The organism is Pseudomonas sp. Con_6, from assembly GCF_059379395.1.
Genome location: NZ_CM182011.1, coordinates 1,011,492 through 1,037,657, shown reverse-complemented (window position 1 = coordinate 1,037,657; position 26,166 = coordinate 1,011,492). Strand labels below are relative to the sequence as shown.

General features: G+C 64.1%; 21 protein-coding genes. 16 read left to right on the top strand and 5 right to left on the bottom strand.

The window, feature by feature from the left end:
• From AC5QPF_RS04795 to AC5QPF_RS04785, 3 genes are read right to left on the bottom strand one after another with little or no spacing between them, the layout of a single operon-like run.
• Window positions 1–768, bottom strand: a complete 768-nt coding sequence (locus AC5QPF_RS04795) for a heme ABC transporter ATP-binding protein (protein ID WP_494962238.1) — start codon at window positions 766–768, stop codon at window positions 1–3.
• The gene (locus tag AC5QPF_RS04790; protein ID WP_494962237.1) at window positions 768–1,805 is read right to left on the bottom strand and encodes an iron chelate uptake ABC transporter family permease subunit; all 1,038 of its coding nucleotides are present in this window, start codon (window positions 1,803–1,805) and stop codon (window positions 768–770) included. Before AC5QPF_RS04790 ends, AC5QPF_RS04795 begins: the two co-directional genes overlap by 1 nt.
• Window positions 1,802–2,680 (bottom strand): ABC transporter substrate-binding protein, encoded by an 879-nt coding sequence (locus AC5QPF_RS04785; RefSeq protein WP_494962236.1) that lies wholly within the window; start codon window positions 2,678–2,680, stop codon window positions 1,802–1,804. Before AC5QPF_RS04785 ends, AC5QPF_RS04790 begins: the two co-directional genes overlap by 4 nt.
• 139 nt (window positions 2,681–2,819) lie before the next feature.
• On the opposite strand from AC5QPF_RS04785, the gene AC5QPF_RS04780 reads away from it, so the two are divergent.
• Window positions 2,820–3,137: a Rieske 2Fe-2S domain-containing protein gene (locus AC5QPF_RS04780; RefSeq protein ID WP_494962235.1), complete on the top strand. Its 318-nt coding sequence runs from the start codon at window positions 2,820–2,822 to the stop codon at window positions 3,135–3,137.
• On the opposite strand, the gene sfsA is transcribed toward AC5QPF_RS04780, so the two are convergent.
• Window positions 3,127–3,840, bottom strand: coding sequence for a DNA/RNA nuclease SfsA (gene sfsA, locus AC5QPF_RS04775; protein ID WP_494962234.1), 714 nt, complete (start codon window positions 3,838–3,840; stop codon window positions 3,127–3,129). The two genes, AC5QPF_RS04780 and sfsA, sit on opposite strands and share 11 nt — an antisense overlap.
• A complete protein-coding gene (locus tag AC5QPF_RS04770; protein ID WP_494962233.1) occupies window positions 3,840–5,012 on the bottom strand; it encodes a pyridoxal phosphate-dependent aminotransferase in 1,173 nt (390 codons plus the stop codon). The genes sfsA and AC5QPF_RS04770 overlap by 1 nt, the downstream gene beginning before the upstream one ends.
• Window positions 5,013–5,228: 216 nt before the next feature.
• On the opposite strand from AC5QPF_RS04770, the gene dksA reads away from it, so the two are divergent.
• The 15 genes from dksA (at window position 5,229) to AC5QPF_RS04695 (ending at window position 26,101) form a co-directional block, all read left to right on the top strand.
• A complete protein-coding gene (dksA, locus tag AC5QPF_RS04765; protein WP_494962232.1) occupies window positions 5,229–5,675 on the top strand; it encodes an RNA polymerase-binding protein DksA in 447 nt (148 codons plus the stop codon).
• A 64-nt stretch (window positions 5,676–5,739) separates the two neighbouring features.
• Window positions 5,740–6,627 carry a tRNA glutamyl-Q(34) synthetase GluQRS gene (gene gluQRS / locus AC5QPF_RS04760; RefSeq protein ID WP_494962231.1) on the top strand — a complete coding sequence of 296 codons (888 nt, stop codon included), beginning with the start codon at window positions 5,740–5,742 and terminating at the stop codon, window positions 6,625–6,627.
• Between the two features lie 152 nt (window positions 6,628–6,779).
• Window positions 6,780–6,956: a hypothetical protein gene (locus AC5QPF_RS04755; RefSeq protein ID WP_003250005.1), complete on the top strand. Its 177-nt coding sequence runs from the start codon at window positions 6,780–6,782 to the stop codon at window positions 6,954–6,956.
• Window positions 6,940–9,894 (top strand): ATP-binding protein, encoded by a 2,955-nt coding sequence (locus AC5QPF_RS04750; protein ID WP_494962230.1) that lies wholly within the window; start codon window positions 6,940–6,942, stop codon window positions 9,892–9,894. The genes AC5QPF_RS04755 and AC5QPF_RS04750 overlap by 17 nt, the downstream gene beginning before the upstream one ends.
• Window positions 9,895–9,916: 22 nt before the next feature.
• On the top strand, window positions 9,917–11,356 hold the full coding sequence (locus tag AC5QPF_RS04745) for a sigma 54-interacting transcriptional regulator (protein WP_494962229.1): 1,440 nt from the start codon (window positions 9,917–9,919) through the stop codon (window positions 11,354–11,356).
• Between the two features lie 729 nt (window positions 11,357–12,085).
• Window positions 12,086–13,474 (top strand): polynucleotide adenylyltransferase PcnB, encoded by a 1,389-nt coding sequence (locus tag AC5QPF_RS04740; RefSeq protein ID WP_494962228.1) that lies wholly within the window; start codon window positions 12,086–12,088, stop codon window positions 13,472–13,474.
• Between the two features lie 5 nt (window positions 13,475–13,479).
• On the top strand, window positions 13,480–13,956 hold the full coding sequence (gene folK / locus AC5QPF_RS04735) for a 2-amino-4-hydroxy-6-hydroxymethyldihydropteridine diphosphokinase (protein ID WP_494962227.1): 477 nt from the start codon (window positions 13,480–13,482) through the stop codon (window positions 13,954–13,956).
• Window positions 13,957–14,206: 250 nt separating this feature from the next.
• The gene (panB, locus tag AC5QPF_RS04730; RefSeq protein ID WP_494962226.1) at window positions 14,207–15,007 is read left to right on the top strand and encodes a 3-methyl-2-oxobutanoate hydroxymethyltransferase; all 801 of its coding nucleotides are present in this window, start codon (window positions 14,207–14,209) and stop codon (window positions 15,005–15,007) included.
• A complete protein-coding gene (gene panC, locus AC5QPF_RS04725) occupies window positions 15,004–15,861 on the top strand; it encodes a pantoate--beta-alanine ligase (RefSeq protein ID WP_494962225.1) in 858 nt (285 codons plus the stop codon). The genes panB and panC overlap by 4 nt, the downstream gene beginning before the upstream one ends.
• 162 nt (window positions 15,862–16,023) lie before the next feature.
• Window positions 16,024–17,688, top strand: coding sequence for a glucose-6-phosphate isomerase (pgi, locus tag AC5QPF_RS04720; protein WP_494962224.1), 1,665 nt, complete (start codon window positions 16,024–16,026; stop codon window positions 17,686–17,688).
• 141 nt (window positions 17,689–17,829) lie between these two features.
• The gene (acs, locus tag AC5QPF_RS04715; RefSeq protein ID WP_494962223.1) at window positions 17,830–19,764 is read left to right on the top strand and encodes an acetate--CoA ligase; all 1,935 of its coding nucleotides are present in this window, start codon (window positions 17,830–17,832) and stop codon (window positions 19,762–19,764) included.
• 65 nt (window positions 19,765–19,829) lie between these two features.
• Window positions 19,830–20,699, top strand: a complete 870-nt coding sequence (locus AC5QPF_RS04710) for an oxygenase MpaB family protein (protein WP_494962222.1) — start codon at window positions 19,830–19,832, stop codon at window positions 20,697–20,699.
• A 102-nt stretch (window positions 20,700–20,801) separates the two neighbouring features.
• A complete protein-coding gene (locus AC5QPF_RS04705; protein WP_494962221.1) occupies window positions 20,802–21,980 on the top strand; it encodes an acetyl-CoA C-acetyltransferase in 1,179 nt (392 codons plus the stop codon).
• Window positions 21,981–22,058: 78 nt separating this feature from the next.
• Window positions 22,059–23,075, top strand: a complete 1,017-nt coding sequence (locus tag AC5QPF_RS04700; protein ID WP_494962220.1) for a class I SAM-dependent methyltransferase — start codon at window positions 22,059–22,061, stop codon at window positions 23,073–23,075.
• Window positions 23,076–23,173: 98 nt separating this feature from the next.
• Window positions 23,174–26,101, top strand: coding sequence for a DUF748 domain-containing protein (locus AC5QPF_RS04695; RefSeq protein ID WP_494962219.1), 2,928 nt, complete (start codon window positions 23,174–23,176; stop codon window positions 26,099–26,101).
• Window positions 26,102–26,166 lie beyond the last annotated feature (65 nt).

The window sequence follows — 26,166 nt, the reverse complement described above, 5'->3', positions numbered from 1 at the left end:
CTATCGGGCAATGATGAGTGGATGCCCCCGCTCGGGATGGGTCTGGACCAGTACGTCGAGACCGAACACGGCTTTCAGCGCCGCAGGCTGCAGCACCCGCTCGGGCGTATCGAGGGCGTGAGGCTGGCCGTTTTCCAGCAGCAGGATATGGTCACAATAGCGTGCGGCCAGATTAAGGTCGTGGAGAATCACCAGGACCGCGGCGCCACGGTCGGCAAAACCGCGCACCGCCTGCAAGGTGGTGTGCTGGTGCAGGGGGTCAAGGGCCGAGGTCGGCTCGTCGAGCAGCAGCGTCCTGCCCTCCTCGCCCGGCCACAGCTGCGCCAGCACCCGCGCCAGGTGCACGCGCTGGCGCTCGCCACCGGACAGCGCCAGATAGCTGCGATCAGCCAGGTGCAAGGCATCCGCCGCCTGCAAGGCAGCGCTGACGATTTCCCGGTCGCGCTCGCGTCCGGTGCGATGGGGCAAGCGGCCCATGCCCACCACTTCCTCGACCTGGAACGCGAATCCGAGGCTAGATGCCTGCGGCAGCACCGCCAGGCGCTGGGCGCGCTCATGCCCGGGCCAGTCGGACAGCGCCCGATCATGCAGCAAGACCCGCCCCCGCGTGGGCGTCAGTTCGCCACAGAGCGCGCCGAGCAAGGTGCTCTTGCCTGCGCCGTTGGGACCAAGCACACCCAGCACCTGGCCCGATCGCACGCTGAGGTCGATACCGTCGAGCACGGTCTTGCGCCCGCGGATCACCTGAAGATTCTCGACCTGCAGCATCAGGCACGCCCCCGCAATAACAGATACAGAAAGAAAGGCGCGCCGATGAAGGCGGTGACGATGCCGATCGGCAGCTCTGCCGGCGCCAGCGCCAAACGCGCGATGAGGTCGGCGAACAGCAGCAGCGAGGCGCCAGCGAGCAACGAGGCCGGCAGCAATACACGATGATCCGGTCCCGCCAGCAGGCGCACCAGGTGCGGCACCACCAGGCCGATAAAGCCGATCAGCCCCGCCGCCGCCACCGCTGCACCCACCCCGAGGGCGGTGCAGAACACCAGTTCGCGCTTCAGCTTTTCGACCTCGAAGCCCAGGTGCCGTGCTTCCGACTCACCCAATAGCAAGGCATTCAGCGCTTCGGCACGCCGCGGCAGCCACAGCGCCACCGCGGTGGCCACCAGCACCAGCGGCCATAGGCGCTGGTAGCTGGCACCGTTGAGGCTACCGAGGTTCCAGAAGGTCAGTGTTCGCAGCGTGGCGTCGTCCGCCAGATAGGTGAACAAGCCGACTGCGGAGCTGGCCAGCGCGGTCAGGGCGATGCCAGCAAGGAGCATGGTGGCAACGCTGGTCTGCCCGTCACGCCGCCCTAACCGATAGACCAGCGCGGTAACCCCCAGGCCGCCCAGAAAGGCACACAGCGACAACAGGTACGGCGAGAAGGCCTCTGGCACACCACCAACCCAGGTACTACCGACGATGGCGATCGCCGCACCAAGGGCCGCACCGCTGGAGACGCCGACCAGGCCAGGATCGGCCAACGGATTGCGAAACAGCCCCTGCATGGCCACACCGGCCAGCGCCAGCACCGCGCCCACGGCCAGACCGAGCAAGGTCCGCGGCAATCGGATCTGGCCGAGGATCAGCTCAGCCTGCTCCAGTCCGTCGCCGGCAATCGGCAGGCCAAGCAAGCGCCCGCCGACGCGCAGGGTATCCAGCAATGGGAGACTGACCGGCCCGAGCGCCAGCGAGAGCCAGATCGCCAAGAGACACAAAAGCCCGAGGGCAATGAACAGCGTGCGTGGTTTTACCAGTCGGATCATGGAGCCAGTTTAGCCTTCGCTGTCGGGTAGAAGGCCGTGGCCAGCGCTTGCAGGCTGGCGGGCAGGCGCGGGCCGAGACCGCCGACCAGCAAGGTCGGATCGAGGTCGACCAGACGCTTTTCCTTGACCGCGCGGGACGCGGCAAGCGCCGGGTTCTCCTTGAGCAGGGCCTGCAACGCGGCATCGCCGGTCAGGGCGCGGTCGGAGAACACCACCACCTGCGGATTCAGCGCCGCCAGGGTTTCCGTGGAAAAGTTCTTGTAGCCTTCGTTCGTGGCGAGGTTGCGTCCACCGGCCTGCTCGATCAGCCAGTCGCCGGAGGTGCCCTTGCCGGCGATCATCGGCTTGGCACCGGCATGGCCGACCAACAGGATCACCCCGGGGGCGGTCTCCGAGCCTTGGGCAGCCTTGATTCGCTCGCGCAGGGTATCGAGTTGCTGGCGGTAGTCGGCGAAGTACTGTTCGGCTTGCTCGGGTTTGCCGAGCAGTTCGCCCAGATGCTTCAGGTTACCCTGCACGGCATCGAGGCTGGCCTGACTGGAAAACAGCTCGACACGCACCCCCGCGCCACGGATCTGCGCCAGAACCGGTGGAGGCCCCATTTCCTCGGTCCCCACCAGCACATCCGGACGCAGGCTGAGCACGCCCTCGGCGGATAGCTGGCGCTGGTAGCCAATACTCGGCAGGGCTTTCAGGGATTGGGGATGCTGGCTGGTAGTGTCGACCCCGACCAGACGGGACTCGGCGCCTAGCTCGGCGATCCATTCGCTCAGCGCGCCACCGGCGCTGACCCAGCGTTGCGGCAGTTGCTCCGCCTGCACCGGATTGAAGACAAGCCCGATACAGAGGGCGATCAGGCTGGCACATCGGCGCATAACGAAGCTTCCTGTTCATGACGGTATGAGGGAGGCAACGGACAGGGTATAAAGACGCCCGGCGCCTTTCGAGCCCGTCATTTGATAATTATTTGCATTTGAGCGTCAAGCCATCTGCACCCCGCCACGGAATCCCTCCATGCACTTTCTTTGTCACTCCGCCGACCTGGGCGAAGGCCAGAGCCGTGGTTTCAATAGCCGGGGAATGGAGTTGCTCGGTGTCCGCCGCCAGGGCCAGGTCTACCTGTTCCGCAATCGCTGCCCGCACCGCGGCATTCCGTTGAACTGGCAACCGGACCAGTTTCTCGACAGCAGCGCCAGCCTGATCACCTGTGCCCATCATGGTGCGCTGTTTCTGATCGAAAGCGGCGAATGCGTCGCTGGCCCCTGCGAGGGCGATGCCTTGCAGGCCCTGGGCTGCCACGAGGACAGCCAGGGCGTCTGGCTCATGGATTGAGCAGCACCGGCAAGGCCCTGTCGATCCGCACCTGCTGGTTGTCCAGCGTTACACCGTAGGCCAGCACCTCGACGCCATCGAGTACCGCCGCGCGCAGGGCGATGGCATAGCCCGGGTCAATCTCCTCGGCGGGGCGCACCGCCTCGATGCCACTCAGGTTCACGCAATACAGCTGCACGGCGCGAACGCCCTGGCGAGCCAGCGCGGCCAATTCGCGCAGGTGCTTGGCGCCACGCTGGGTGACCGCGTCGGGAAAGGCCGCAGTTGTAGTGCCGTCAAAACCCAGGGTCACGCTTTTTACCTCGACATAGGCCAGGCTGGTGTCGAAGGTCAGCTGGAAGTCGATGCGACTTTTTTCCTCGCCATAAGGCACTTCGCGGCGCAGTGCGGTAAACCCGGCCAGTTCGCTGATCACCCCGGCACGCAGCGCTTCCTCGACGATGGCGTTGGCCCGTCCGGTGTTCACGCAGGCCAGGCGGCCCTGCGGGGTCTCGGCGATTTCCCAGGTCCCCGGCAGCTTGCGCTTGGGGTCGTTGGAGCGGCTGAACCAGACCTGACCACCCTCCTTCATGCAGTTGAGCATTGACCCGGTGTTTGGGCAGTGGATGGTCAGTTGCTCGCCGTCGAGGGTTTCGATATCGGCGAGAAAGCGTTTGTAGCGGCGCAGCAGGCGCGCTTCTTCGAGCAACGGAGAAAACTGCATCAGCCTTGCCAACTCCGCAGGCCGCGGGCAATCCGCTCCACCGCTTCCTGCAGCCGCGGCAGGCTCTGGGTATAGGCGAAACGCACGTGGTGATTGGCCTGGTGGCGACCGAAATCGATACCCGGGGTGAACGCCAGGTGTTCGGTTTCAAGGAAATGCCGACAGAAAGCGAAGGCGTCACCACCGAACTGGCTGATATCGGCATACAGGTAGAAGGCACCCTGCGGTTCCACGCTGATGCCGAAGCCCAGCTCCCGCAGCGCTGGCAGCAGGAAATCGCGACGGCGGGCGAACTCGGCACGGCGCTCCTCAAGGATTTCCAGGGTGCGCGGCTCGAAACAGGCCAGCGCGGCGTACTGGGCCATGCTCGGGGCACTGATATAGAGGTTCTGCGCCAGCTTCTCCAGTTCCGGGATCGCCGCCTGCGGCGCTACCATCCAGCCGAGCCGCCAGCCGGTCATGCCGAAATATTTTGAGAAACTATTCAGGATGAAGGCCTGGTCGTCGACTTCCAGGGCGCTCGGCGCATCCATGCCGTAGGTCAGCCCGTGGTAGATCTCGTCCACTACCAGATGGCCGTTGTGCGCGCGGGTCGCCCGGGACAGGCCGGCCAGCGCCTCGCGATCAAGCACGGTGCCGGTCGGGTTGGCCGGCGAGGCCACCAGGGCACCGACGGTATCGTGGTCCCAGTAGCGCTCGACCAGGTCGGCATTGAGTTGATAGTTGACGTCCGGCCCCACCGGCACCAATTGCGCGCCGCCTTCCACCAGACGCAGGAAATGGCGGTTGCACGGATAGCCCGGGTCAGCCAGCAACCAGTGCTTGCCCGGATCCACCAGCAGGCTGCTGGTCAGCAGCAAGGCACCGGAACCACCAGGGGTAATGAGGATGCGCTGCGGATCGATGTTCAGGCCATAGCGCGTGGCATAGAAACCGGCGATCGCCTCGCGCAGCACCGGCAGGCCACGGGCGGCGGTGTAGCGGGTGTGCCCGGCAGCCAGCGCAGCCTGGCCGGCCTCGACGATGGGGGCGGCGGTGGTGAAGTCCGGCTCGCCGATTTCCAGGTGGATCACATCGTGACCGGCTGCCTGCAATTCGTTGGCCCGCGCCAACAGTGCCATCACGTGAAAGGGTTCGATGGCGCGACTGCGCGCACTGTAGGGCTGAGCCATTGGCCTTCTCTCAATTGGGACTAGACTGAGGGGATTCTACCCCTGCGCCGCCGTGAACGTATGGGTAAACCTCGCTGTCCTAGCGGAGATAACCGGGAGTAGCGCACCCCGATCCTATCTGGTAAGTTCGGCGGCTCGCAGTCGCAGGGCCGGCGGTCGCCGGATGATGGAATCAAGCCTGCGCATTGGATCAGATGAGTGAGAGGCGGTCTATTCATGTCCACCGTAGAAAAGCAAAAAGCCGGTCAGTCCATGTACGGTGTCGATCCTTATGTGGAGACCAAGGGTGAGGAGTACATGGGTCCGCCCATGAAGGCCCACTTCACCAAACTGCTCAACGCTTGGAAAAGGGAACTGATGAGCAGTGTGGACCGTACCGTGGACCACATGAAGGACGAAGCCGCCAACTTCCCCGACCCGGCCGACCGTGCCAGCCAGGAAGAAGAGTTCGCCCTGGAACTGCGCAACCGCGACCGCGAGCGCAAGCTGATCAAGAAGATCGACAAGACCCTGCAGCATATCGTCGACGACGCATATGGCTGGTGCGAGGCCTGCGGCATCGAGATCGGCCTGCGCCGCCTGGAAGCCCGTCCCACCGCGGACCTGTGCTTCGACTGCAAGGAACTTGCGGAGAAGAAGGAAAAACAGGTCGGCAAGGCCTGATCCTTACTCCAGCAGAACGGGGCGCCTCGAGCGCCCCGTTTCATTTATATAGCCTGCACAGATCATGACCGACTCCCGCTACATCGGGCGCTTCGCCCCAACTCCCAGTGGTTTCCTGCACTTCGGCTCGCTGGTCGCCGCCCTCGCCTCTTGGCTCGACGCCCGCGCCGTCGGCGGTCGCTGGCTGCTGCGCATGGAAGACATCGATCCGCCGCGGGAGGCCCCTGGCGCCCAGGCGGCGATCCTCAAGACCCTGGAAAGCTACGGCCTCGAATGGGACGGCGAAGTGGTCTACCAACGTGACCGCCATGACGCCTACACCGAAGTGGTCGAACGCCTGTTCCGCCAGGGCCTGGCGTACGCTTGTACCTGCTCGCGCAAGCAACTGGAAGGCTGCAATGGCATCTATCCCGGACTGTGCCGCAACCTTGGACATAGCCAGGAAGACGCGGCGATCCGCATCCGCGTACCGGAACTGACCTACACCTTCGACGACCGCGTCCAGGGCCATTTCCAGCAGCATCTGGGTCGCGAGGTCGGCGATTTCATCGTCCGCCGCCGCGACGGCCTGTACGCCTATCAACTGGCAGTGGTGCTCGACGATGCCTGGCAGGGCGTGACCGATATCGTCCGCGGCGCCGACCTTCTGGATAACACCCCACGCCAGCTGTACCTGCAGGAGCTGCTGGGCCTGTCGCAACCGCGCTACCTGCACGTCCCGCTGATTACCCAGCCCGATGGCCACAAGCTGGGCAAGACCTACCGCTCCGCGCCGCTGCCGGCGGAACAAGCCACTCCGCTGATCCTGCGGGCCCTGCGTGCACTGGGCCAGGCCACCGACGCCAGCATGCTCGAAGCCCGGCCCGGCGAAGTCCTGGCCCATGCCGCCCGGCACTGGGATGCGCAAGCGATTCCGCGGCGCCTGACAGTGCCCGAGGCCGATCTGCACTGAGTGCTTGCCGAACCACGGAAAGGCCAATAGATTCAATCCCTTGGGCCCGCGCCATGCGCCCGTTTGCAGGCGTCGGCCCTTCCGTTACCATCAGCCGCGTTTTGCGCCAATAATAAATCCAGTTCGCAGCGCGCAATTCCAGTGAGGCCAGCATGTACATCTATCGTTTGGTCCTGCTTCTGGTCGTGGGGATCTACCTGTTCTCCCCGGCCATCATGGACTGGTGGATCGAGCCGACCGGTGCCTGGTATCGCCCCTACCTGCTCTGGCTGATCCTGATCGTCGTGACCTTTATCCTGCAGAGCCAACGTGATGCCGATGAGCTTTAGCCTGACCCAGATGATCCTGATCAGCGCCGCCTACCTGCTGGTGCTGTTCGGCGTGGCCTGGATCAGTGAACGCGGCATGATCCCGCGGGCGATCATCCGCCACCCGCTGACCTACACCCTGTCCCTGGGCGTCTATGCCAGCGCCTGGGCCTTCTATGGCACGGTGGGACTGGCCTACCAGTACGGCTACGGTTTCCTCGCCTGTTACCTCGGGGTATCGGGGGCCTTTCTGCTGGCGCCGGTGCTGCTCTACCCGATCCTCAAGATCACGCGTACCTACCAGCTCTCGTCCCTCGCCGACCTGATCGCCTTCCGCTTCCGCAGCACTTGGGCCGGTGCCCTGACCACGGTGTTCATGCTGATCGGCGTGCTGCCGCTGCTGGCCTTGCAGATCCAGGCGGTAGCCGACTCCATCAGCATCCTCACCGGCGAACCGGTGAAAAGCCGCGTGGCCCTGGCCTTCTGCGCCATGATCACGCTGTTCACCATTTTCTTCGGCTCGCGGCATATCGCTACCCGCGAGAAGCATGAAGGCCTGGTCTTCGCCATCGCCTTCGAGTCGGTGGTCAAGTTGCTGGCCCTGGGGGGGATCGGCCTGTATGCGCTGTACGGCGTGTTCGGCGGGCCGCACCAACTGGAAGTCTGGCTGCTGCAGAACCAGACCGCCCTCGCCGCCCTGCACACGCCTTTGCAGGAAGGCCCATGGCGCACGCTGCTGCTGGTGTTCTTCGCCTCGGCCATCGTCATGCCGCACATGTACCACATGGCCTTTACCGAAAACCTCAATCCGCGCTCGCTGGTCAGTGCCAGCTGGGGCCTGCCGCTGTTCCTGTTGCTGATGAGCCTGGCGGTGCCGCTGATCCTCTGGGCCGGCCTCAAGCTCGGTGCCAGTACCAACCCGGAATTCTTCACCCTCGGCCTGGGGATCGCCGCCAACAACGAAGCCCTGGCACTACTCGCCTATGTCGGCGGATTGTCCGCCGCCAGCGGGCTGATCATCGTCACCACCCTGGCACTCTCCGGCATGGCGTTGAATCACCTGGTGCTGCCGCTGTACCAGCCGCCAGCCGAAGGCAATATCTACCGCTGGTTGAAGTGGACCCGCCGGGCGCTGATCGTCGCGATCATCGCCGCCGGCTTCGGCTTCTACCTGCTGCTCGGCGCGCAACAGGACCTCGCCAACCTGGGCATCGTCGCCTTCGTCGCCACGCTGCAATTTCTCCCCGGCGTACTGTCGGTACTGTACTGGCCGACCGCCAACCGACGCGGTTTCATCGCCGGCCTGCTCGCCGGCATCATCGTGTGGATGGTGACCATGCTGCTGCCCCTGGTGGGCAACCTGCAGGGCTTCTATATCCCGCTGCTGAACATGATCTACGTGCTTGATGACACCAGTTGGCACATGGCGGCAATCGCCTCGCTGGCGGCCAACGTGCTTTTGTTCACCCTGATATCCCTGTTCACCAATGCCAGCACCGAGGAAGTCTCTGCCGCCGAAGCCTGCGCCGTGGATAACGTGCGCCGGCCGCAACGCCGCGAACTGCACGCCGCCTCGCCACAGGAATTCGCCACCCAACTGGCCAAGCCGCTGGGCGCCAAGGCCGCGCAGAAGGAAGTCGAGCAGGCCCTGCGCGACCTCTACCTGCCGTTCGACGAGCGCCGCCCCTATGCCTTGCGCCGCCTGCGCGATCGCATCGAGGCCAACCTGTCCGGCCTGATGGGCCCGAGCGTGGCCCAGGACATGGTGGAAACCTTCCTGCCCTACAAGTCCGGCAGCGAGAACTACGTCACCGAGGACATCCACTTCATCGAGAGCCGCCTGGAGGATTATCACTCGCGCCTCACCGGCCTGGCCGCCGAACTGGATGCCCTGCGCCGCTACCACCGGCAGACCCTGCAGGAGCTGCCGATGGGCGTCTGCTCCCTGGCCAAGGACCAGGAGATCCTCATGTGGAACAAGGCCATGGAGGAGCTCACCGGGATTCCCGCCAAGCGCGTGGTCGGCTCACGCCTGACCACCATCGTCGAACCTTGGCGCGGCCTGCTGCTGGGCTTCATCAACGTCCCCGACGAACACCTGCACAAGCAGCGCCTGGGCCTGGACGGCCAGACCCGCTGGCTGAACCTGCACAAGGCGGCCATCGACGAACCGCTAGCCCCTGGCAACAGTGGCCTGGTGCTGCTGGTGGAAGACCTCACCGAAACCCAGATGCTCGAAGACAAGCTGGTGCACTCCGAGCGCCTGGCCAGCATCGGCCGCCTGGCGGCCGGGGTCGCCCACGAGATCGGCAACCCGGTGACCGGCATCGCCTGCCTGGCGCAGAACCTGCGTGAGGAACGCGAGGAAGACGGCGAGATCACCGAACTGAGCAGCCAGATCCTCGAACAGACCAAGCGCATCTCTCGAATCGTCCAGTCGTTGATGAGCTTCGCCCACGCCGGCAGCCATCAACACAGCGACGAGCCGGTATGCCTTGCCGAAGTGGCGCAGGACGCCATCGGTCTGCTGGCGTTGAACCGGCGCAATTTCGAAGTACAGTTCTTCAACCTGTGCGATCCCGAGCACTGGGTCGAAGGCGATCCGCAGCGCCTCGCGCAAGTGCTGATCAACCTGCTTTCCAACGCCCGTGATGCCTCGCCCGCCGGTGCCGCCGTGCGAGTGCGCAGCGAGGCCAGCGAACACACCGTTGACCTGATCGTCGAAGACGAAGGCAGCGGTATCCCGAAAAACATCATGGACCGCCTGTTCGAACCCTTCTTCACCACCAAGGACCCGGGCGAAGGAACGGGGCTGGGGCTCGCTCTGGTCTATTCCATCGTGGAAGAGCATTATGGACAGATCACCATCGACAGCCCGGCCGATACCAAGAGCCAACGTGGCACGCGCATCCGTGTGACCTTGCCACGACATGTCGAAGCGACGTCCGCTGTGAACTGAGACCGTCGAGAGAATTGAATCAATGCCTCATATTCTGATCGTCGAAGACGAAACCATCATCCGTTCCGCCCTGCGCCGCCTGCTGGAGCGCAACCAGTACCAGGTCAGCGAGGCCGGTTCGGTGCAGGAAGCCCAGGAGCGATTCAGCATCGCCACCTTCGACCTGATCGTCAGCGACCTGCGCCTGCCCGGCGCACCCGGCACCGAGCTGATCAAGCTGGGCCAGGGCACGCCGGTGCTCATCATGACCAGCTACGCAAGCCTGCGCTCGGCGGTCGACTCGATGAAGATGGGGGCGGTGGATTACATTGCCAAGCCGTTCGACCACGACGAAATGCTCCAGGCCGTCGCACGCATCCTGCGTGACCGGCAGAACGCCCCGGCAGCCGTAGCCGAACCACGGGCCAACGGCAAGGCTCCAGTCGCCGACAAGGCTGTCGCCGGCAATGCCAATGGCGAAATCGGCATCATCGGTTCCTGCCCGCCCATGCAGGACCTCTACAGCAAGATCCGCAAGGTCGCGCCCACCGACTCCAACGTGCTGATCCAGGGCGAGTCCGGGACCGGCAAGGAACTGGTGGCCCGCGCACTGCACAACCTGTCGCGTCGGGCCAAGGCACCGATGATCTCGGTGAACTGCGCGGCGATTCCGGAAACCCTGATCGAATCCGAGCTGTTTGGCCACGAGAAAGGCGCATTCACCGGTGCCAGCGCTGGCCGCGCCGGTCTGGTGGAAGCCGCAGACGGTGGTACGCTGTTCCTCGACGAGATCGGCGAACTGCCGCTGGAGGCCCAGGCCAGGCTGCTGCGCGTGCTACAGGAAGGCGAAATCCGACGGGTCGGCTCGGTACAGTCGCAAAAGGTCGATGTGCGCCTGATCGCAGCAACCCACCGCGACCTGAAGAACCTGGCCAAGGTCGGCCAGTTCCGTGAAGACCTTTATTACCGCCTGCACGTCATCGCCCTCAAGCTCCCGGCTCTGCGCGAGCGTGGCGCCGACGTCAACGAAATTGCCAACGCGTTCCTTGCCCGCCAGGCAGCACGCATAGGACGCAATGACCTGAAATTCGCCCACGACGCCGAACAGGCGATCCGCCATTACTCCTGGCCGGGTAACGTGCGCGAGCTGGAGAACGCAGTGGAGCGTGCGGTGATTCTCTGCGAGAGCCCGGAAATTTCCGCGGACCTGCTGGGCATCGATATCGAACTGGGCGACCTGGAGGACGATGAGTCCTTCGACAACCTGCCAGCCATCGCCGCACAGGCCAACGCCGCCAGCCACGAACCGACCGAGGACCTGTCGCTGGAAGACTACTTCCAGCACTTCGTCCTCGAACACCAGGATCACATGACCGAGACCGAGCTGGCACGCAAGCTCGGGGTCAGCCGCAAGTGCCTGTGGGAGCGGCGCCAGCGCCTGGGAATCCCACGCCGCAAGAGCGGGGCAACCAGCGAGAGCTGATTGAATGGCTGCGACACGGTGTCACCCTCAAACGGGTAACACCGTGTTTCGGCCAAAAACTGTTACCTCAGCACGAGGCCGTAACAGAAACCGGGGTTAACGGTAACGAAACCCCGGTTTTTTTTCGCCCTCAAAACACCCCAAATCCCGCCTAACCCCTTGTTTTACTGGGCTTTGGAAAAGTTGGCACGGCACCTGCTATATGTTCGGTACAAGAACAATAACAAGCACTGCAAAACACAATAAAAATAAGACGAATCGGCTCACGCACAATAAGAACAAGACGGCGGAGGCGCAGCTAACTGATTCTTTTGGAGAGGAGTTGTGTTTGGGGCTTGCCCCACAACCAGGCAGAGAACAACAAAAACTGCACTCAAGCAGAGCCTGAACTGGTTGGATCGAAAGGTCATCGCAACATCGGCGATCAAAGCAATCCGTTTGCTCTTGTACTCCCGGTTAGGGAGACAGTCCACCAGCCTCGCGGCATTTGGTGGCCAGGGCACTCAACAAAAACAAGAAGCCCGACAAAAAAACAATAAGAGCACGCAACTACTTCTTGGGGAGCTTCGGCTCCCCTTGTAGTTTCCGCCCCTTGGCTATCCCTTCCGCGTCATTTCATCCCCCGTTTCTCGGGTGCCTACACCCTTTTCCGACTAAATGCTAGAATCCGTGCCCATCATGCGGCCTTTCTCTATTTCTGGCCGAAAATTCCTTCAAACAGTGCATCCCATGCTGAAGAAGCTGTTCCAGTCTTTCCGTCCCCCGGCGCGCGTCCAGCACCACATCCGCACGACGCCTGAGGTGATCAACCACTCGCAGCACTCGCTGCAACGCCACCAGTTCAGCCGCCACGCGGTGAACATCGTCGAGCGCCTGCAAAGCGCCGGTTACCAGGCTTACCTGGTCGGTGGTTGCGTGCGTGACATGCTCCTGGGCATCACGCCCAAGGACTTCGACGTCGCCACCAGCGCCACGCCGGAGCAGGTTCGTGCCGAATTCCGCAACGCGCGGGTCATTGGCCGTCGCTTCAAGCTGGTCCACGTGCATTTCGGTCGCGAGATCATCGAGGTCGCCACCTTCCGCGCCAACCATCCGGTCGACGAAGAAGAAAACAGTCACCAGTCGTCCCGCAACGAAAGCGGACGGATCCTGCGTGACAACGTCTACGGCACCCTGGAAGAAGATGCCCAGCGCCGTGACTTCACGATCAACGCGCTGTACTACGATCCGGTCAGCGAGCGCATCCTCGACTACGCCAACGGCGTGCACGACATCCGCAACCGCCTGATCCGCCTGATCGGTGATCCGACCCAACGCTACCAGGAAGACCCGGTGCGCATGCTGCGCGCGGTGCGTTTCGCCGCCAAGCTCAACTTCGGCATCGAGAAGCACACCGTGCTGCCGATCCGCGAACTGGCACCGATGCTGCGGGAAATCCCGGCGGCGCGGCTATTCGAGGAGTCGTTGAAGCTGTTCCTGTCCGGCCATGCGGCCGACACCTTCGAGATGCTGGTCGACCTGCAACTGTTCGACCCGCTGTTCCCGGCCAGTGCCCAGGCCCTCGAAGAGCAGCCGACCTACACCCACACGCTGATCAGTCAGGCGCTGATCAACACCGACCTGCGGGTCAAGCAAGGCAAGCCGGTGACTCCGGCGTTCCTCTTCGCCGCCCTGCTCTGGCCAGCCCTGCCGGGCCGCGCGCTGTACCTGCAGAGCCGTGGCATGCCGCCGATTCCGGCAATGAACGAAGCGGCCCACGAGCTGATCTTCGAGCAGTGCCAGCGCATCGCCATTCCGAAGCGCTTCACCCTGCCGATCCGCGAGATCTGGGACATGCAGGAACGCCTGCCTCGGCGCAGCGGCAAGCGCGCCGACCTGCTCCTGGACAACCCGCGTTTCCGCGCCGGCTACGACTTCCTGCTGCTGCGTGAAAGCGCCGGCGAGGAAACCGATGACCTCGGCCAGTGGTGGACCGACTACCAGGAATGCAACGAAAGCGAGCGCCGCGAGATGATCCGCGAGCTGGGCGGTCGTGAAGAAGGCGCCAATACCGGCCCACGCAAACGCAAGCGCAGTCCGAGCAAGCGCCGCCGGGCCGATGGTGGTGCCGGCGAGTGAGCCCGATGCAGCGTGTCTACATTGGCCTGGGCAGCAACCTGGCCAATCCACAGGAACAACTGCGCAATGCCCTGGACGCCCTGGCGCAGTTGCCGGACACCCAGTTGGCCGGTGTCTCGTCCTTCTACGCCAGCGATTCGCTGTCTCCAGGCCAGCCACGCTACACCAATGCTGTCGCTGCGCTGGATACCACGCTTGCCCCCATTGCCCTGCTCGATGCCCTGCAAGGCATCGAGGCGGATCAGGGCCGTGAACGCAAAGAGCGCTGGGGCCCGCGCACGCTGGACCTGGATATCCTGCTGTACGCCGACCAGGTGATCGACGAGCCGCGCCTCAAGGTCCCGCACTACCATATGCAGGCACGCCCCTTCGTGCTTTACCCCCTTGCCGAACTGGTGCCCGAAGGCTTCTGCCTGGCAGACCGGCGATCCCTCGCGCAACTACTGGCAGACTGCCCGTTCGTCGGTCTGGAGCGCCTGTAGGCGGGCGTTTCCCCCACGGTAACGCCCGTAACACCGCTGACGTAACAATGCGGTAACACGGCAATTGACTTCCCTCCCCGCGCTCACGACTATAGGCGTCCCGTGGCACGCCCGTGCCGTAAAACAAGGCGTAACCAGGACTGGAACGGGTCCACCCAAACACCACGCTCGATGATGTGCCGTTCCAGAAGTTGAATACATGCGTTGTACGCAGTGATTGTTCACAGCGCCTGAACGAGGATTGCTTTTCATGCCAGACGTAACCCTGACCACCCTGCAGGCCCTCAAGGCCAAGGGTGAGAAAATCGCCATGCTGACCTGCTATGACGCGACCTTCGCCCAGGTCGCCGCCCGTGCCGGCGTCGAGATCCTGCTGGTAGGCGACTCCCTGGGGATGGTCCTGCAGGGCCATGACAGCACCCTGCCCGTGACCAATGCCGACATGGCCTACCATATCGCCAGCGTCAAGCGCGGCAACGAAGGTGCACTGATCCTCGCCGACGTACCGTTCATGGCCTATGCCACCATGGATCAGGCGTTCGCCAACTGTGCCGAGTTGATGCGTGCCGGTGCGCACATGGTCAAGCTCGAAGGCGCAGCCTGGCTCGCCGATACCGTTCGCCAGCTGGCCGATCGCGGCGTGCCGACCTGCGTCCACCTCGGACTGACGCCGCAGGCGGTCAATATCCTCGGTGGCTACAAGGTCCAGGGCCGTCAGGAAAACCAGGCACGGCAGATGCGCGCCGACGCCATCGCCCTGGAGCAGGCCGGTGCGGCCATGCTCCTGCTGGAATGTGTGCCCAGCGAGCTGGCTGCGGAAATCACCCAGGCGGTGGGCATTCCGGTGATCGGCATCGGTGCCGGCAGTGCTACCGACGGCCAGGTGCTGGTCATGCACGACATGCTCGGCCTGTCCCTGAGCGGTCGCGCGCCGAAGTTCGTGAAGAACTTCATGGCTGGCCAGGCAGATATCGCCAGCGCCTTCCAGGCTTATGTCAAGGAGGTCAAGGACGTGACCTTCCCCGCCAGCGAACACGGGTTCAGCGCATGAATACGGTCAAGAGCGTTCTTGAGCTGCGCGCCGCGGTCGCCCGCGCCCGCGGCGAGGGCAAGCGCATCGCCTTCGTACCAACCATGGGCAACCTGCACAGCGGCCATGCCGCGCTGGTGGTCAAGGCCGCGCAGCGCGCCGACTTCGTGGTCGCCAGCATCTTCGTCAACCCACTGCAGTTCGGCCCCAGCGAAGATCTCGACAAATACCCCCGCACCCTCGCAGCCGACCAGGAAAAACTCCTCGAAGCCGGTTGCCACCTGCTGTTCGCTCCCACCGTCGAGGAAATGTACCCGGACGGCATGAGCGTGCAGACCCGGGTCAGCGTCCCGCAACTCTCCGAAGGACTCTGCGGTGCAAGCCGCCCAGGACATTTCGAAGGCGTGGCGACGGTAGTCAGCAAGCTGTTCAACATGGTCCAGCCGGACCTCGCCGTATTCGGCCAGAAGGACTTCCAGCAACTGGCAGTGATCCGCGCCATGGTCCGCGACCTGAACATGCCGATCCAGATCATCGGCGAACCAACCGTGCGCGCCGAAGACGGTCTGGCCCTGTCGTCGCGTAACGGCTACCTGAGCGCCGAACAGCGCGCCACCGCCCCCGTGGTGTACCGCACCCTGAGCCAGTTGGCCGAGGCTATCGGCCAGGGGCACCGCGACTATCCGGCACTGATCGCCGAAGGCCAGCAAGCACTGGTCGCCGCAGGCCTCAAGCCCGACTACCTGGAAGTCCGCCACGCCCTCAACCTGCGCCCCGCCACCGCAGATGACCGTGACCTGGTGATCCTGGTCGCAGCCTACCTCGGTAACACTCGCCTGATCGACAACCTGCACCTGAATCTCGACGCCAGCTAAGCTGGAGGGATGCCCCGTCATCGTCACAGGGCAGGCTGTTAGCGAAATGACATATCTCAATGGCTTTTACCGGCCCGTCGCGAAATAATCCGCGACGGGCCGGTAACGGCTACGCGTTCCCCGTGTCCAAGGCAGTTCAAGCAATCAAGGATCCCTGCAGCGATGGCGTATTACCGTACTCCTCATGATGTCACCGCTCTGCCAGCCTGGCAGGCGCTCCAGCAACACCGCGAAGCCATGCAGGATTTCAGCATGCGCGAGGCGTTCAACGCCGACCCGCAACGTTTCAACCAGTTCTCCCTGAGCAGTTGCGGCCTCTTCCTCGACTACTCGAAAAACCTGATCAGCGCCGAGACCCGCGAAAAGTTGGTCGGTCTGGCCAATGAAGTCGGTCTGAAGGACGCCATCCAGGCCCTGTTCGCCGGCGAGATCGTCAACGCCTCGGAAGGTCGGCCGGCGCTGCACACTGCACTGCGCCGCCCGGTAGGCGACAAGCTCAGCGTGAATGGTGTCAACGTGATGCCGGAAGTGCACAAGGTGCTCAACCAGGTCACCGAACTGGTCGGCAAGATCCATGACGGCCTGTGGCGCGGCTACAGCGAGAAGCCGATCACCGACGTGGTCAACATCGGCATCGGCGGCTCCTTCCTCGGCCCTGAACTGGTCTCCGAAGCCCTGCTGCCTTACGCCCAGCGCGGCGTACGTTGCCACTACCTGGCGAACATCGACGGCAGCGAGTTCCATGAGCTGGCGGCCAATATCCGCGCCGAGACCACCCTGTTCATCGTCTCGTCGAAGTCGTTCAACACCCTGGAAACCCTGAAGAACGCCCAGGCCGCCCGCGCCTGGTACCTGGCCCAGGGCGGTTCGGAAGCCGAGTTGTACCGCCACTTCATCGCCGTTTCCAGCAACAAGGCGGCAGCCGTAGCCTTCGGCATTCGCGAAGAGAACATCTTCCCGATGTGGGACTGGGTCGGCGGGCGCTACTCGCTGTGGTCGGCCATCGGCCTGCCGATCGCCCTGGCCATCGGCACCGCCAACTTCAAGGAACTGCTGTCCGGTGCCTACACCATGGACCAGCATTTCCAGAACGCCCCGTTCGAACAAAACATGCCGGTGCTGCTGGCCCTGCTCGGCGTGTGGTACGGCAACTTCTGGGGTGCGCAGAGCCACGCGATCCTGCCGTACGACCATTACCTGCGCAACATCACCAAGCACCTGCAGCAACTGGACATGGAATCCAATGGCAAGCACGTGCGCCAGGACGGCACGCCGGTCAACCATGACACCGGTCCGGTGATCTGGGGTGGCGTCGGTTGCAACGGCCAGCATGCCTACCACCAGTTGTTGCACCAGGGCACCCAGCTGATCCCGGCCGACTTCATCGTTCCGGTAGTGAGCTTCAACCCGGTGTCCGACCATCACCAATGGCTGTACGCCAACTGTCTGTCGCAGAGCCAGGCGCTGATGCTCGGCAAGACCCGCGGCGAGGCCGAAGCCGAGCTGCGCAACAAAGGCCTGAGCGAGGCGGACGTGCAGAAACTGGCGCCGCACAAGGTCATCCCGGGCAACCGTCCGAGCAACACCCTTGTGGTCGAGCGGATCAGCCCGCGGCGTCTTGGCGCGCTGGTAGCGATGTATGAGCACAAGGTGTTCGTGCAGAGCGTGATCTGGGGTATCAACGCCTTCGACCAGTGGGGCGTGGAACTGGGCAAGGAGCTCGGCAAGGGCGTCTACCAGCGTCTGACCGGCGGTATCGAGGAGCCTGCAGAGGATGCCTCGACCCAGGGTCTGATCAACTACTTCCGCGGCCGCCACCGCGGCTGACCCCCGGTCGCTGCCCCCGAACATGGCCGGGGGCAGCGACTACACTGTCCTGATCCGGCTGCCTTCGAGTATCACGGCGCAGGCTGCTTCGCCGTCGATGAAGGCACGCCGTCCCATAACGACAGGACAGGTTGCGTGCCCATGTTCGATATCAGTCAATTCCCCCAAGCCGATGCCGTCAGCCGTGCCGCCGAACTGAGCCAGGGCGACTACGACCGGCTCTATCGCCAATCCATCGAGCAACCCGAGCAGTTCTGGAGCGAACAGGCGCGCCGCCTGGACTGGATCAGCCCATGGAGCATGATCCAGGATTGCGACATCCGCAGCGGCAAGGCCATCTGGTTCAAGAACGCCAGGCTCAACGTCAGCTACAACTGCCTCGACCGCCACCTGGAAACCCGCGGCGACCAGCCCGCGTTCATCTGGGAAGGTGACGACCCCAGCCGCTCCGCCAGCCTCAGCTACCGCCAGGTCCACCAGCAGGTCTGCCGCCTGGCCAACGTGCTCAAGCAGCGCGGCGTGAAGAAAGGCGACCGGGTGTGCATCTACATGCCGATGATTCCCGAAGCCGCCTTCGCCATGCTTGCCTGCGCACGCATCGGCGCTATCCATTCCGTGGTGTTCGGCGGCTTCTCGCCGGATGCCCTGCGCGATCGCATCCTCGACGCCGACTGCCGTACCGTGATCACCGCCGACGAAGGCGTTCGCGGCGGCAAGACCGTCGCCCTGAAACAGAACGTCGACAAGGCGCTGGCCAGTTGCCCGAACGTCAGCAGCGTGGTGGTGGTACGGCGTACCGGCGGCAAGGTCGACTGGGACGAGACGCGCGATCTCTGGTACCACGAGGCCACTGCCGCTGCCAGCGAGGTCTGTCCGCCCGAGCCGATGGACGCCGAGGACCCGCTGTTCATCCTCTATACCTCCGGCAGCACCGGCAAGCCCAAGGGCGTGCTGCACACCACCGCCGGCTACCTGCTGCAGGCGACCCTGACCTTCAAGGTGGTCTTCGACTACCGCGAAGGCGAGGTGTTCTGGTGTAGCGCTGACGTCGGCTGGGTCACCGGGCACAGCTACATCGTCTATGGCCCGCTGGCCAACGGCGCCACCAGCCTGATGTTCGAAGGCGTGCCGAACTACCCGGATGCCTCGCGCTTCTGGCAGGTGGTGGACAAGCACAAGGTGAATATTTTCTATACCGCGCCCACCGCCCTGCGTGCGCTGATGCGCGAAGGCGAAGGCCCGTTGAAAGGCACGTCGCGCAAAAGCCTGCGCCTGCTCGGCAGCGTCGGCGAGCCGATCAATCCGGAAGCCTGGGAGTGGTATTTCAACGAGGTCGGCGAGCAACGCTGCCCTATCGTCGACACCTGGTGGCAGACCGAGACGGGCGGCATCATGCTCACCCCGCTGATCAGCAACCGACATATCAAGCCCGGCTGCGCGACCCGGCCAATGTTCGGCGTGCAGCCGGTACTGCTGGACGAAAAAGGCAAGGTGATCGAAGGCGCCGGGGCCGGGTTGCTAGCGATCAAGGCCAGTTGGCCGGCGCAGATCCGCAGCGTGTACGGCGATCACCAGCGCATGGTTGATACCTACTTCAAGCCGTTCCCGGGCTACTACTTCACCGGCGACGGCGCCCGCCGCGACGAGCAAGGCGACCTGTGGATAACCGGGCGTATCGATGACGTGATCAATGTGTCCGGGCATCGCATCGGCACTGCCGAGGTGGAGAGTGCATTGGTACTGCACGACAGCATCGCCGAGGCCGCGGTGGTGGGCTATCCCCATGATGTGAAAGGCCAGGGCATCTATGCCTTCGTCACGCCGATGAAGGGCATTGAACCGGACGATCAGTTGAGGCAAGAACTGCTGGCGCTGGTCAGCAAGGAAATCGGCAGCTTCGCCAAGCCGGAACTGATCCAGTGGGCGCCGGCGCTACCCAAGACGCGCTCGGGCAAGATCATGCGACGGATCCTGCGCAAGATTGCCTGCAATGAGCTGGACAGCCTCGGGGATACCTCGACCCTGGCAGATCCGGGGGTGGTACAGGGGTTGATCGATAAGCGGTTGAATACCTGATACAAAGTCGCCTGGATCCGGGCCTGCTATGCAGGCCCCCTCGGCCCCCGCATAGCAAGGTATCCATGGAAGCCCTACGTCGCCGCATCGAAACCCAGTTGATGAGCCTCACCGGCCTCGCCCTCGGCCAGCTCGATCTGGAAAACCCCAAGGGCGACCCCGGCCTGTTCGGTCCGCAGAGCGTCAGTTGGCAAGTCCACGGCGATTTCCCCAGCATGCTGGTCGGCGGCATCAGCGCCCTGCTCTTGCAAGCCCTCCACCCCCTCGCCCTGGCCGGCGTCTGGGATCACTCCAATTTCCGCCAGGACATGCTCGGCCGTCTGCGCCGCACCAGCCAGTTCATCTCCGGTACCACTTTCGGCTCCACCCGGGACGCCGACTGGCTGATCGAGCGGGTCAAGACGATCCACCTGCAAGTGCTCGGCACGACCCCGGATGGCCAATCCTATGCCGCCAGCGACCCTGACTTGCTGACCTGGGTGCATGTCGCCGAGGTGCGCAGTTTTCTCGCTGCGCACCTGCGTTACCGCAATCCACACCTCAGCGATGCGGCGCAGGATGCCTACTACAACGAGATTGCCCTGGTCGCCGAGCGTCTTGGCGCGCGCAACGTGCCGCGGTCGCGCCAGGAAGTGGCGGACTATCTGCGCAACATGCGTCCGCAACTGCGCTGCGACGAGCGCAGCCTGGAGGTGGTGCGGGTGCTGCTGGCGGCACCGGCGCCGAGCCGGCTGGCTCAGCCGGTAGGAAGCCTGATGATGCAGGCGGGGATCGGGCTATTGCCGGAATGGGCGGGGGACATGCTCGGGCTGCGGCTGGGGGCTGTGAAGCACGGCGTGATCGACATGGGCATGCACAGGGTTGCGCCGGTGCTGCGCTGGGCCATGCGCGATGGTTCGGCGCATCGGGCGCGGCGGCGGATGGGGATTGCCTGACCTGGGCCTGCTTCTCGGTCCCCATCCACCCGTCATCTATGCGACTATGCGCGAGCCCACCGCAGACTCCATGTCGAAACGAACAATACAGAGGACTAGAGCATGCAAGATGTCGTAATCGTCGCCGCCACCCGAACTGCGGTCGGCAGCTTCCAGGGCGCGCTGGCCAATATTCCCGCCGCTGACCTCGGCGCCGCAGTGATCCGCCAGCTCCTGGCCCAAACCGGCCTGGACGGTGAACTGGTCGATGAAGTGATCCTCGGCCAGGTACTCACCGCCGGCGCCGGGCAAAACCCCGCCCGCCAGGCCGCGATCAAGGCCGGCCTGCCCCACGCCGTGCCCGCCATGACCCTGAACAAAGTCTGCGGCTCCGGTCTCAAGGCCCTGCACCTGGCCACCCAAGCCATTCGTTGCGGCGATGCCGAGATCATCATCGCCGGCGGCCAGGAGAACATGAGCCTGTCCAACTACGTCATGCCCGGCGCCCGCACCGGCCTGCGCATGGGCCACGCCAGTCTGATCGACAGCATGATCACTGACGGCCTGTGGGATGCCTTCAACGATTACCACATGGGTATCACCGCCGAGAATCTGGTGGAGAAGTACGGCATCAGCCGCGAGGAGCAAGACGCCTTCGCCGCCGCCTCCCAGCAGAAGGCCGCCGCCGCCATCGAGGCCGGACGCTTCGTCGATGAAATCACACCGATCCTGATCCCGCAGCGCAAAGGCGATCCGCTCGCCTTCACCACCGACGAGCAACCCCGCGCCGGCACCACCGCCGAAGCGCTAGGCAAACTCAAGCCGGCCTTCAAGAAAGACGGTACGGTCACCGCCGGCAACGCCTCCTCGCTGAACGACGGTGCCGCTGCGGTGCTGCTGATGAGCGCGGCCAAAGCCCAGGAACTGGAGCTGCCGGTTCTGGCGCGGATCAAGGCCTACGCCAACGCCGGCGTCGACCCGGCGATCATGGGCATCGGCCCGGTCAGCGCCACCCGTCGCTGCCTGGACAAGGCCGGCTGGACCCTCGACCAACTCGACCTGATCGAAGCCAACGAAGCCTTCGCCGCCCAGGCCCTGTCGGTCGGCAAGGAGCTGGGCTGGGATGCATCGAAGGTCAACGTCAACGGCGGCGCCATCGCCATCGGCCACCCAATCGGTGCTTCGGGCTGCCGCGTCTTGGTCACCCTGCTGCATGAAATGATCAAGCGCGACGCCAAGAAAGGCCTTGCCACCCTGTGCATCGGTGGCGGCCAGGGCGTGGCCCTGGCCATCGAGCGCTGATCGACGCGGGAGGGGCCGCCCAAGCCCCTCCCCGCCGCACAACTGGTAAACTGCACGCCCGCAACCAAGGCCACGTGCATGTCCTCCTTGAACCAGGCGCTGCGCGCCGCCCTCGACGCCCGCCAATCCCTTCTCGCCCAACTGCATGCCCAGGGCACCGATTGCTATCGCCTGTTCCACGGCAGCCAGGAAGGCGCACCCGGCCTGACCGCCGACCGCTACGGCCCGCAACTGCTGGTGCAGAGCTTCCACCAGACCCTCGACCGCGACGCACTGCTGGACCTGCACGCGTCCATCGAGCTGCGCCTCGGCCAGCCCCTGCTGCTGGTTTACAACGACCGTTCCCGGGGCAACAGCCGGGTCGACCGGCATGACGCCGTGTACCAGGCCAGCGACGTGGCCTTGGAAGACATGGTCGGTCACGAATGGGGCCTGAACTACCGCGTCCGCGGCCGCCACGCGGGCCAGGACCCGCTGCTGTTTCTCGACCTGCGGCACGCCCGCGGCTGGGTCAAGCGCCACAGCGCTGGCAAGAGCATACTCAACCTGTTCGCCTACACCTGCGGCGTCGGCCTGGCCGCTGCGGCCGGTGGCGCCCGCGAGGTGTGCAACCTGGACTTTGCCGAGGGCAACCTGGCCGTAGGCCGTGAAAACGGGGCACTCAATCCACAGCTGGCACCGATGGACTTCGTCCAATCCGATTATTTCCCGGCGATCCGCCAACTGGCCGGACTGCCAATCAGCCAACGCCGCGGACAGAAACTGCCCTCTTATCCACGCCTTGAAGCCCGTCAGTTCGACCTGGTATTCCTCGACCCGCCAGCCTGGGCCAAGAGCGCCTTCGGCACTGTCGACCTGCTGCGCGACTACCAGAGCCTGCTCAAGCCCGCCTTGCTGACCACCGCCGATGACGGCGTGCTGATCTGCAACAACAACCTGGCCAAGGTCGACATGGACGACTGGCGCGAGCTGGTCCTGCGCTGTGCAGAAAAAGCCGGGCGCCCGGTCCGCGAATGGCAGGTGATCTCACCGGCCGCCGACTTCCCCTCCCAGGACAGCCGGCCTCCGCTGAAAACCTTGGTACTGCACCTCTAGGCCGGGCAATACGTGCGCTGTCGGATCAGCCGACAGCCATCGGAACTCGATTAACGTGCCATACTCTAAGCGTCCCGCTCTTCACGCAGATGCCGCACATGCACAAAGGATTGACCCGCGCCCTTGGCGCCTTGCTGGTTGCACTGGCCCTGTACAGCCTTCTCGGCTTTTTCATCCTTCCTGGCATTGCCCTTCGTATTGCTAACCAGCAACTGGCGCAGTACGCCACCGTTCCCGCGCACCTGCAGCGTATCGAACTCAACCCGTTCAGCCTGGAGCTGACCGTCTGGGGCCTGCAGATCGGCGAGCCCGGAAAGGAGCAGATCGGCTTCGAGAAGCTCTACGCCAACCTGCAGGTGGACAGCCTGTGGACCAAGGCCCTGCACCTGAAGCAGGTCGAACTGATCAAGCCTCGTACCGAAGTGCTGTTCGCCAAGGACGGCCAGCTCAACCTGGTCAATCTGTTCAAGTTGCCGCCCAGCGAGCCCAAGCCCGAAGAGCCGGCCAGCGATCCCTTCCCCCTGCGTATCGACAGCATCAAGCTGGCCGGTGGCTATGTGCATTTCGAAGATGCCCGCCCCAGCGAGCCGATCGAGTTCCTCTACGACGACATGAACCTGGAGCTGAAAAAGCTCAGCACCCTGCCTGACGACAACACCGACATGACCTTGGTGGCCACCGGTCCCAACGGGGGGCAGATCGATTGGAAAGGTACCTTCAGCCTTTCACCGATCGCTTCGAAAGGCTCGCTGAAGGTCAGCGACGCCAAGATGAAGGCCTTCTGGCCCTATGTCCGCGACGCGGTGCCACTGGTGCTGGAGGACGGCACCTACAACCTGCAGAGCGACTACAACTTCAGCCTCGGCAAGCAGACCGAACTGTTGCTGGAAAACACCGCACTGAACGTGTCGGCCTTTGCCATCAAGGCCCCGGATGGGCGCCCGCTGGTGCGCCTGGCCAAGCTGGATGTCAGCGAAACTTCCATCGACCTGGCCAAGCAGTTGGTCACCGTCGGCAAGATCCGCAGCGAGCAGCTGGAAACCTGGGCGGCCCTGGAGTCCGACGGGCAACTGGACTGGCAGAAGCTCTTCGCCAGCCAGCCACCCAAGGCCACCCCGAAGGAGAAGGCCGAACCGGCCACCGCCGAGCCGACGCCCAAGGAAAAAGCCGTCGAGGACAAACCCTGGCAGGTCCTGCTGAAAGACACCCAGTTACGCAACTACCAGGTCCACTTGGCCGACCGCACGCAGAAGCAGCCGGTCACCCTGGACGTAGGCCCGCTGAACGCCGATCTGCAGAACTTCGACAGCCTGAACAAGTCGCCTTTCACCCTGAAGCTCGACAGCGGTATCGGCAAGCAGGGCAAGCTGCAGGCAGCGGGCGAGGTCAACCTGGCGCCAGTCACGGCCAAGCTCAAGGTCAGCACCCAGGACATCGACCTGCGCATCGCCCAGTCGTATATCAGCCCGTTCATCCGTCTCGAACTGCGCAGCGGCATGCTCGGCAGCGACCTCAATATCGACCTGAAGAGCACCGAGCCATTGGCCTTCAACATTACCGGCAAGGCACGGGTCAACCAGTTGCACACCCTCGACACCATCAAGGACCGTGACTTTGTCAAATGGCAGCAACTCGACCTGGACGCCATCGAGTATCGCCATGGCGACGCCCTGAGTATCGGCAAGGTCAACCTGCAACAGCCTTATGCGCGCTTCATGATCAACGAAGACCGCACTACCAACGTTGACGACCTGCTGATCCCGCAGCCGGCAGGCAGTACCGGCAAGACCCAGGCCAAGGCTGCCCCGGGCAACGACAAGCCCATGGGCATCCACATCGGCGAGATCGACATCAACGACGGCTCGGCGAACTTCGCCGACTTCAGCCTGACACCGAACTTCGCCACTGCGGTCCAGCAACTCAACGGGCAGATCGGCACCATCGACAACCGCCAGCCGAAGCCGGCCAAGGTGGATGTGAAGGGCAAGGTCGACCGCTATGCCCCGGTCACCATCAAGGGTGCACTCAATCCATTCAACCCGCTGGCCAGCCTGGATATCGCCACCAGTTTCCGCCGCGTCGAACTGACCACCCTGACCCCCTACTCCGGCAAGTTCGCCGGCTACCGCATCCGCAAAGGCCGGCTCAATCTCGACCTGCACTACCTGATCACCAATGGCCAGCTCAAGGCCGAGAACAAGGTGGTGGTGGAACAACTGCAACTGGGCGAGAAGGTCGACAGCCCAGACGCCGTGGACCTGCCGATCCGCCTGGCAGTGGCCCTGCTCAAGGACACCGAGGGCAAGATCTCCATCGAACTGCCGGTCACCGGCGACCTCAACAACCCGCAGTTCAGCGTGATGCCGATCGTCTGGCAGACCCTGCGCAATCTGGTGCTGCGCGCGGTGCAGGCGCCGTTCAACTTCATCGGCGGGCTGATCGCCGGCGGTGGTGCCGAAGACCTCGGTACGGTTGCCTTCGCCCCCGGCTCCAGCGACCTGAGTGCGGACGCCCAGGGATCGCTGGACAAGCTGGCGACGGCGCTCAAGGACCGTCCGGCCCTGCGCCTGGAGATCGAGGGCACCAGCGCCCAGAGCAGCGACGGCCCGTTGATCGCCGAGCAGCGCCTGGAGAGGGAATACCAGAGCACCTACTACAAGATGCTCCAGCGCCGTGGCGACAAGGTGCCGGCCCAGGCCTCGATGCTGCAAGTGCCGGAAGACGACAAGCCGGCCATGCTCGAAGGTATCTACCGCACCCGTCTGAAACAGCAGCCACCCAAGGAATGGGAACAGTTGGACACCAAGCAACGGGTCGGCAACCTGCGTGACGCGGTGCTCAAGACCTGGGCGGAAAGCACGGTGCTGCTGCGCCAGCTGGGCCAGGCCCGGGCCAGCAGCATCAAGGACTACCTGGTGGACAAGGGCCAGCTTGCGGACGACCGGGTGTTCTTCGTCGATGCCAGCCTTGGCCAGGCCGAGTCCGACGGTCGAGTGATCTCCCCCCTGCACCTGGACGCCGACTGACCGGTCGCGGAAAAAGGTGAGCCCCGGCGCAAGGCCGGGGCTCGGGTCGCCCAAATCCCTTTGGG

What these genes read in the sequence shown, in the direction of transcription:
- AC5QPF_RS04750 (WP_494962230.1), top strand. Translation starts at nt 6,940, where the DNA reads ATGCCGATGAGCTTTAGCCTGACCCAGATGATCCTGATCAGCGCCGCC.
- gluQRS (WP_494962231.1), top strand. Translation starts at nt 5,740, where the DNA reads ATGACCGACTCCCGCTACATCGGGCGCTTCGCCCCAACTCCCAGTGGT.
- sfsA (WP_494962234.1), bottom strand. Translation starts at nt 3,840, where the DNA reads ATGCAGTTTTCTCCGTTGCTCGAAGAAGCGCGCCTGCTGCGCCGCTAC.
- AC5QPF_RS04770 (WP_494962233.1), bottom strand. Translation starts at nt 5,012, where the DNA reads ATGGCTCAGCCCTACAGTGCGCGCAGTCGCGCCATCGAACCCTTTCAC.
- folK (WP_494962227.1), top strand. Translation starts at nt 13,480, where the DNA reads ATGCAGCGTGTCTACATTGGCCTGGGCAGCAACCTGGCCAATCCACAG.
- AC5QPF_RS04745 (WP_494962229.1), top strand. Translation starts at nt 9,917, where the DNA reads ATGCCTCATATTCTGATCGTCGAAGACGAAACCATCATCCGTTCCGCC.
- panC (WP_494962225.1), top strand. Translation starts at nt 15,004, where the DNA reads ATGAATACGGTCAAGAGCGTTCTTGAGCTGCGCGCCGCGGTCGCCCGC.
- AC5QPF_RS04755 (WP_003250005.1), top strand. Translation starts at nt 6,780, where the DNA reads ATGTACATCTATCGTTTGGTCCTGCTTCTGGTCGTGGGGATCTACCTG.
- AC5QPF_RS04700 (WP_494962220.1), top strand. Translation starts at nt 22,059, where the DNA reads ATGTCCTCCTTGAACCAGGCGCTGCGCGCCGCCCTCGACGCCCGCCAA.
- AC5QPF_RS04790 (WP_494962237.1), bottom strand. Translation starts at nt 1,805, where the DNA reads ATGATCCGACTGGTAAAACCACGCACGCTGTTCATTGCCCTCGGGCTT.
- AC5QPF_RS04795 (WP_494962238.1), bottom strand. Translation starts at nt 768, where the DNA reads ATGCTGCAGGTCGAGAATCTTCAGGTGATCCGCGGGCGCAAGACCGTG.
- dksA (WP_494962232.1), top strand. Translation starts at nt 5,229, where the DNA reads ATGTCCACCGTAGAAAAGCAAAAAGCCGGTCAGTCCATGTACGGTGTC.
- AC5QPF_RS04740 (WP_494962228.1), top strand. Translation starts at nt 12,086, where the DNA reads ATGCTGAAGAAGCTGTTCCAGTCTTTCCGTCCCCCGGCGCGCGTCCAG.
- AC5QPF_RS04705 (WP_494962221.1), top strand. Translation starts at nt 20,802, where the DNA reads ATGCAAGATGTCGTAATCGTCGCCGCCACCCGAACTGCGGTCGGCAGC.
- pgi (WP_494962224.1), top strand. Translation starts at nt 16,024, where the DNA reads ATGGCGTATTACCGTACTCCTCATGATGTCACCGCTCTGCCAGCCTGG.
- AC5QPF_RS04695 (WP_494962219.1), top strand. Translation starts at nt 23,174, where the DNA reads ATGCACAAAGGATTGACCCGCGCCCTTGGCGCCTTGCTGGTTGCACTG.
- AC5QPF_RS04785 (WP_494962236.1), bottom strand. Translation starts at nt 2,680, where the DNA reads ATGCGCCGATGTGCCAGCCTGATCGCCCTCTGTATCGGGCTTGTCTTC.
- panB (WP_494962226.1), top strand. Translation starts at nt 14,207, where the DNA reads ATGCCAGACGTAACCCTGACCACCCTGCAGGCCCTCAAGGCCAAGGGT.
- acs (WP_494962223.1), top strand. Translation starts at nt 17,830, where the DNA reads ATGTTCGATATCAGTCAATTCCCCCAAGCCGATGCCGTCAGCCGTGCC.
- AC5QPF_RS04710 (WP_494962222.1), top strand. Translation starts at nt 19,830, where the DNA reads ATGGAAGCCCTACGTCGCCGCATCGAAACCCAGTTGATGAGCCTCACC.
- AC5QPF_RS04780 (WP_494962235.1), top strand. Translation starts at nt 2,820, where the DNA reads ATGCACTTTCTTTGTCACTCCGCCGACCTGGGCGAAGGCCAGAGCCGT.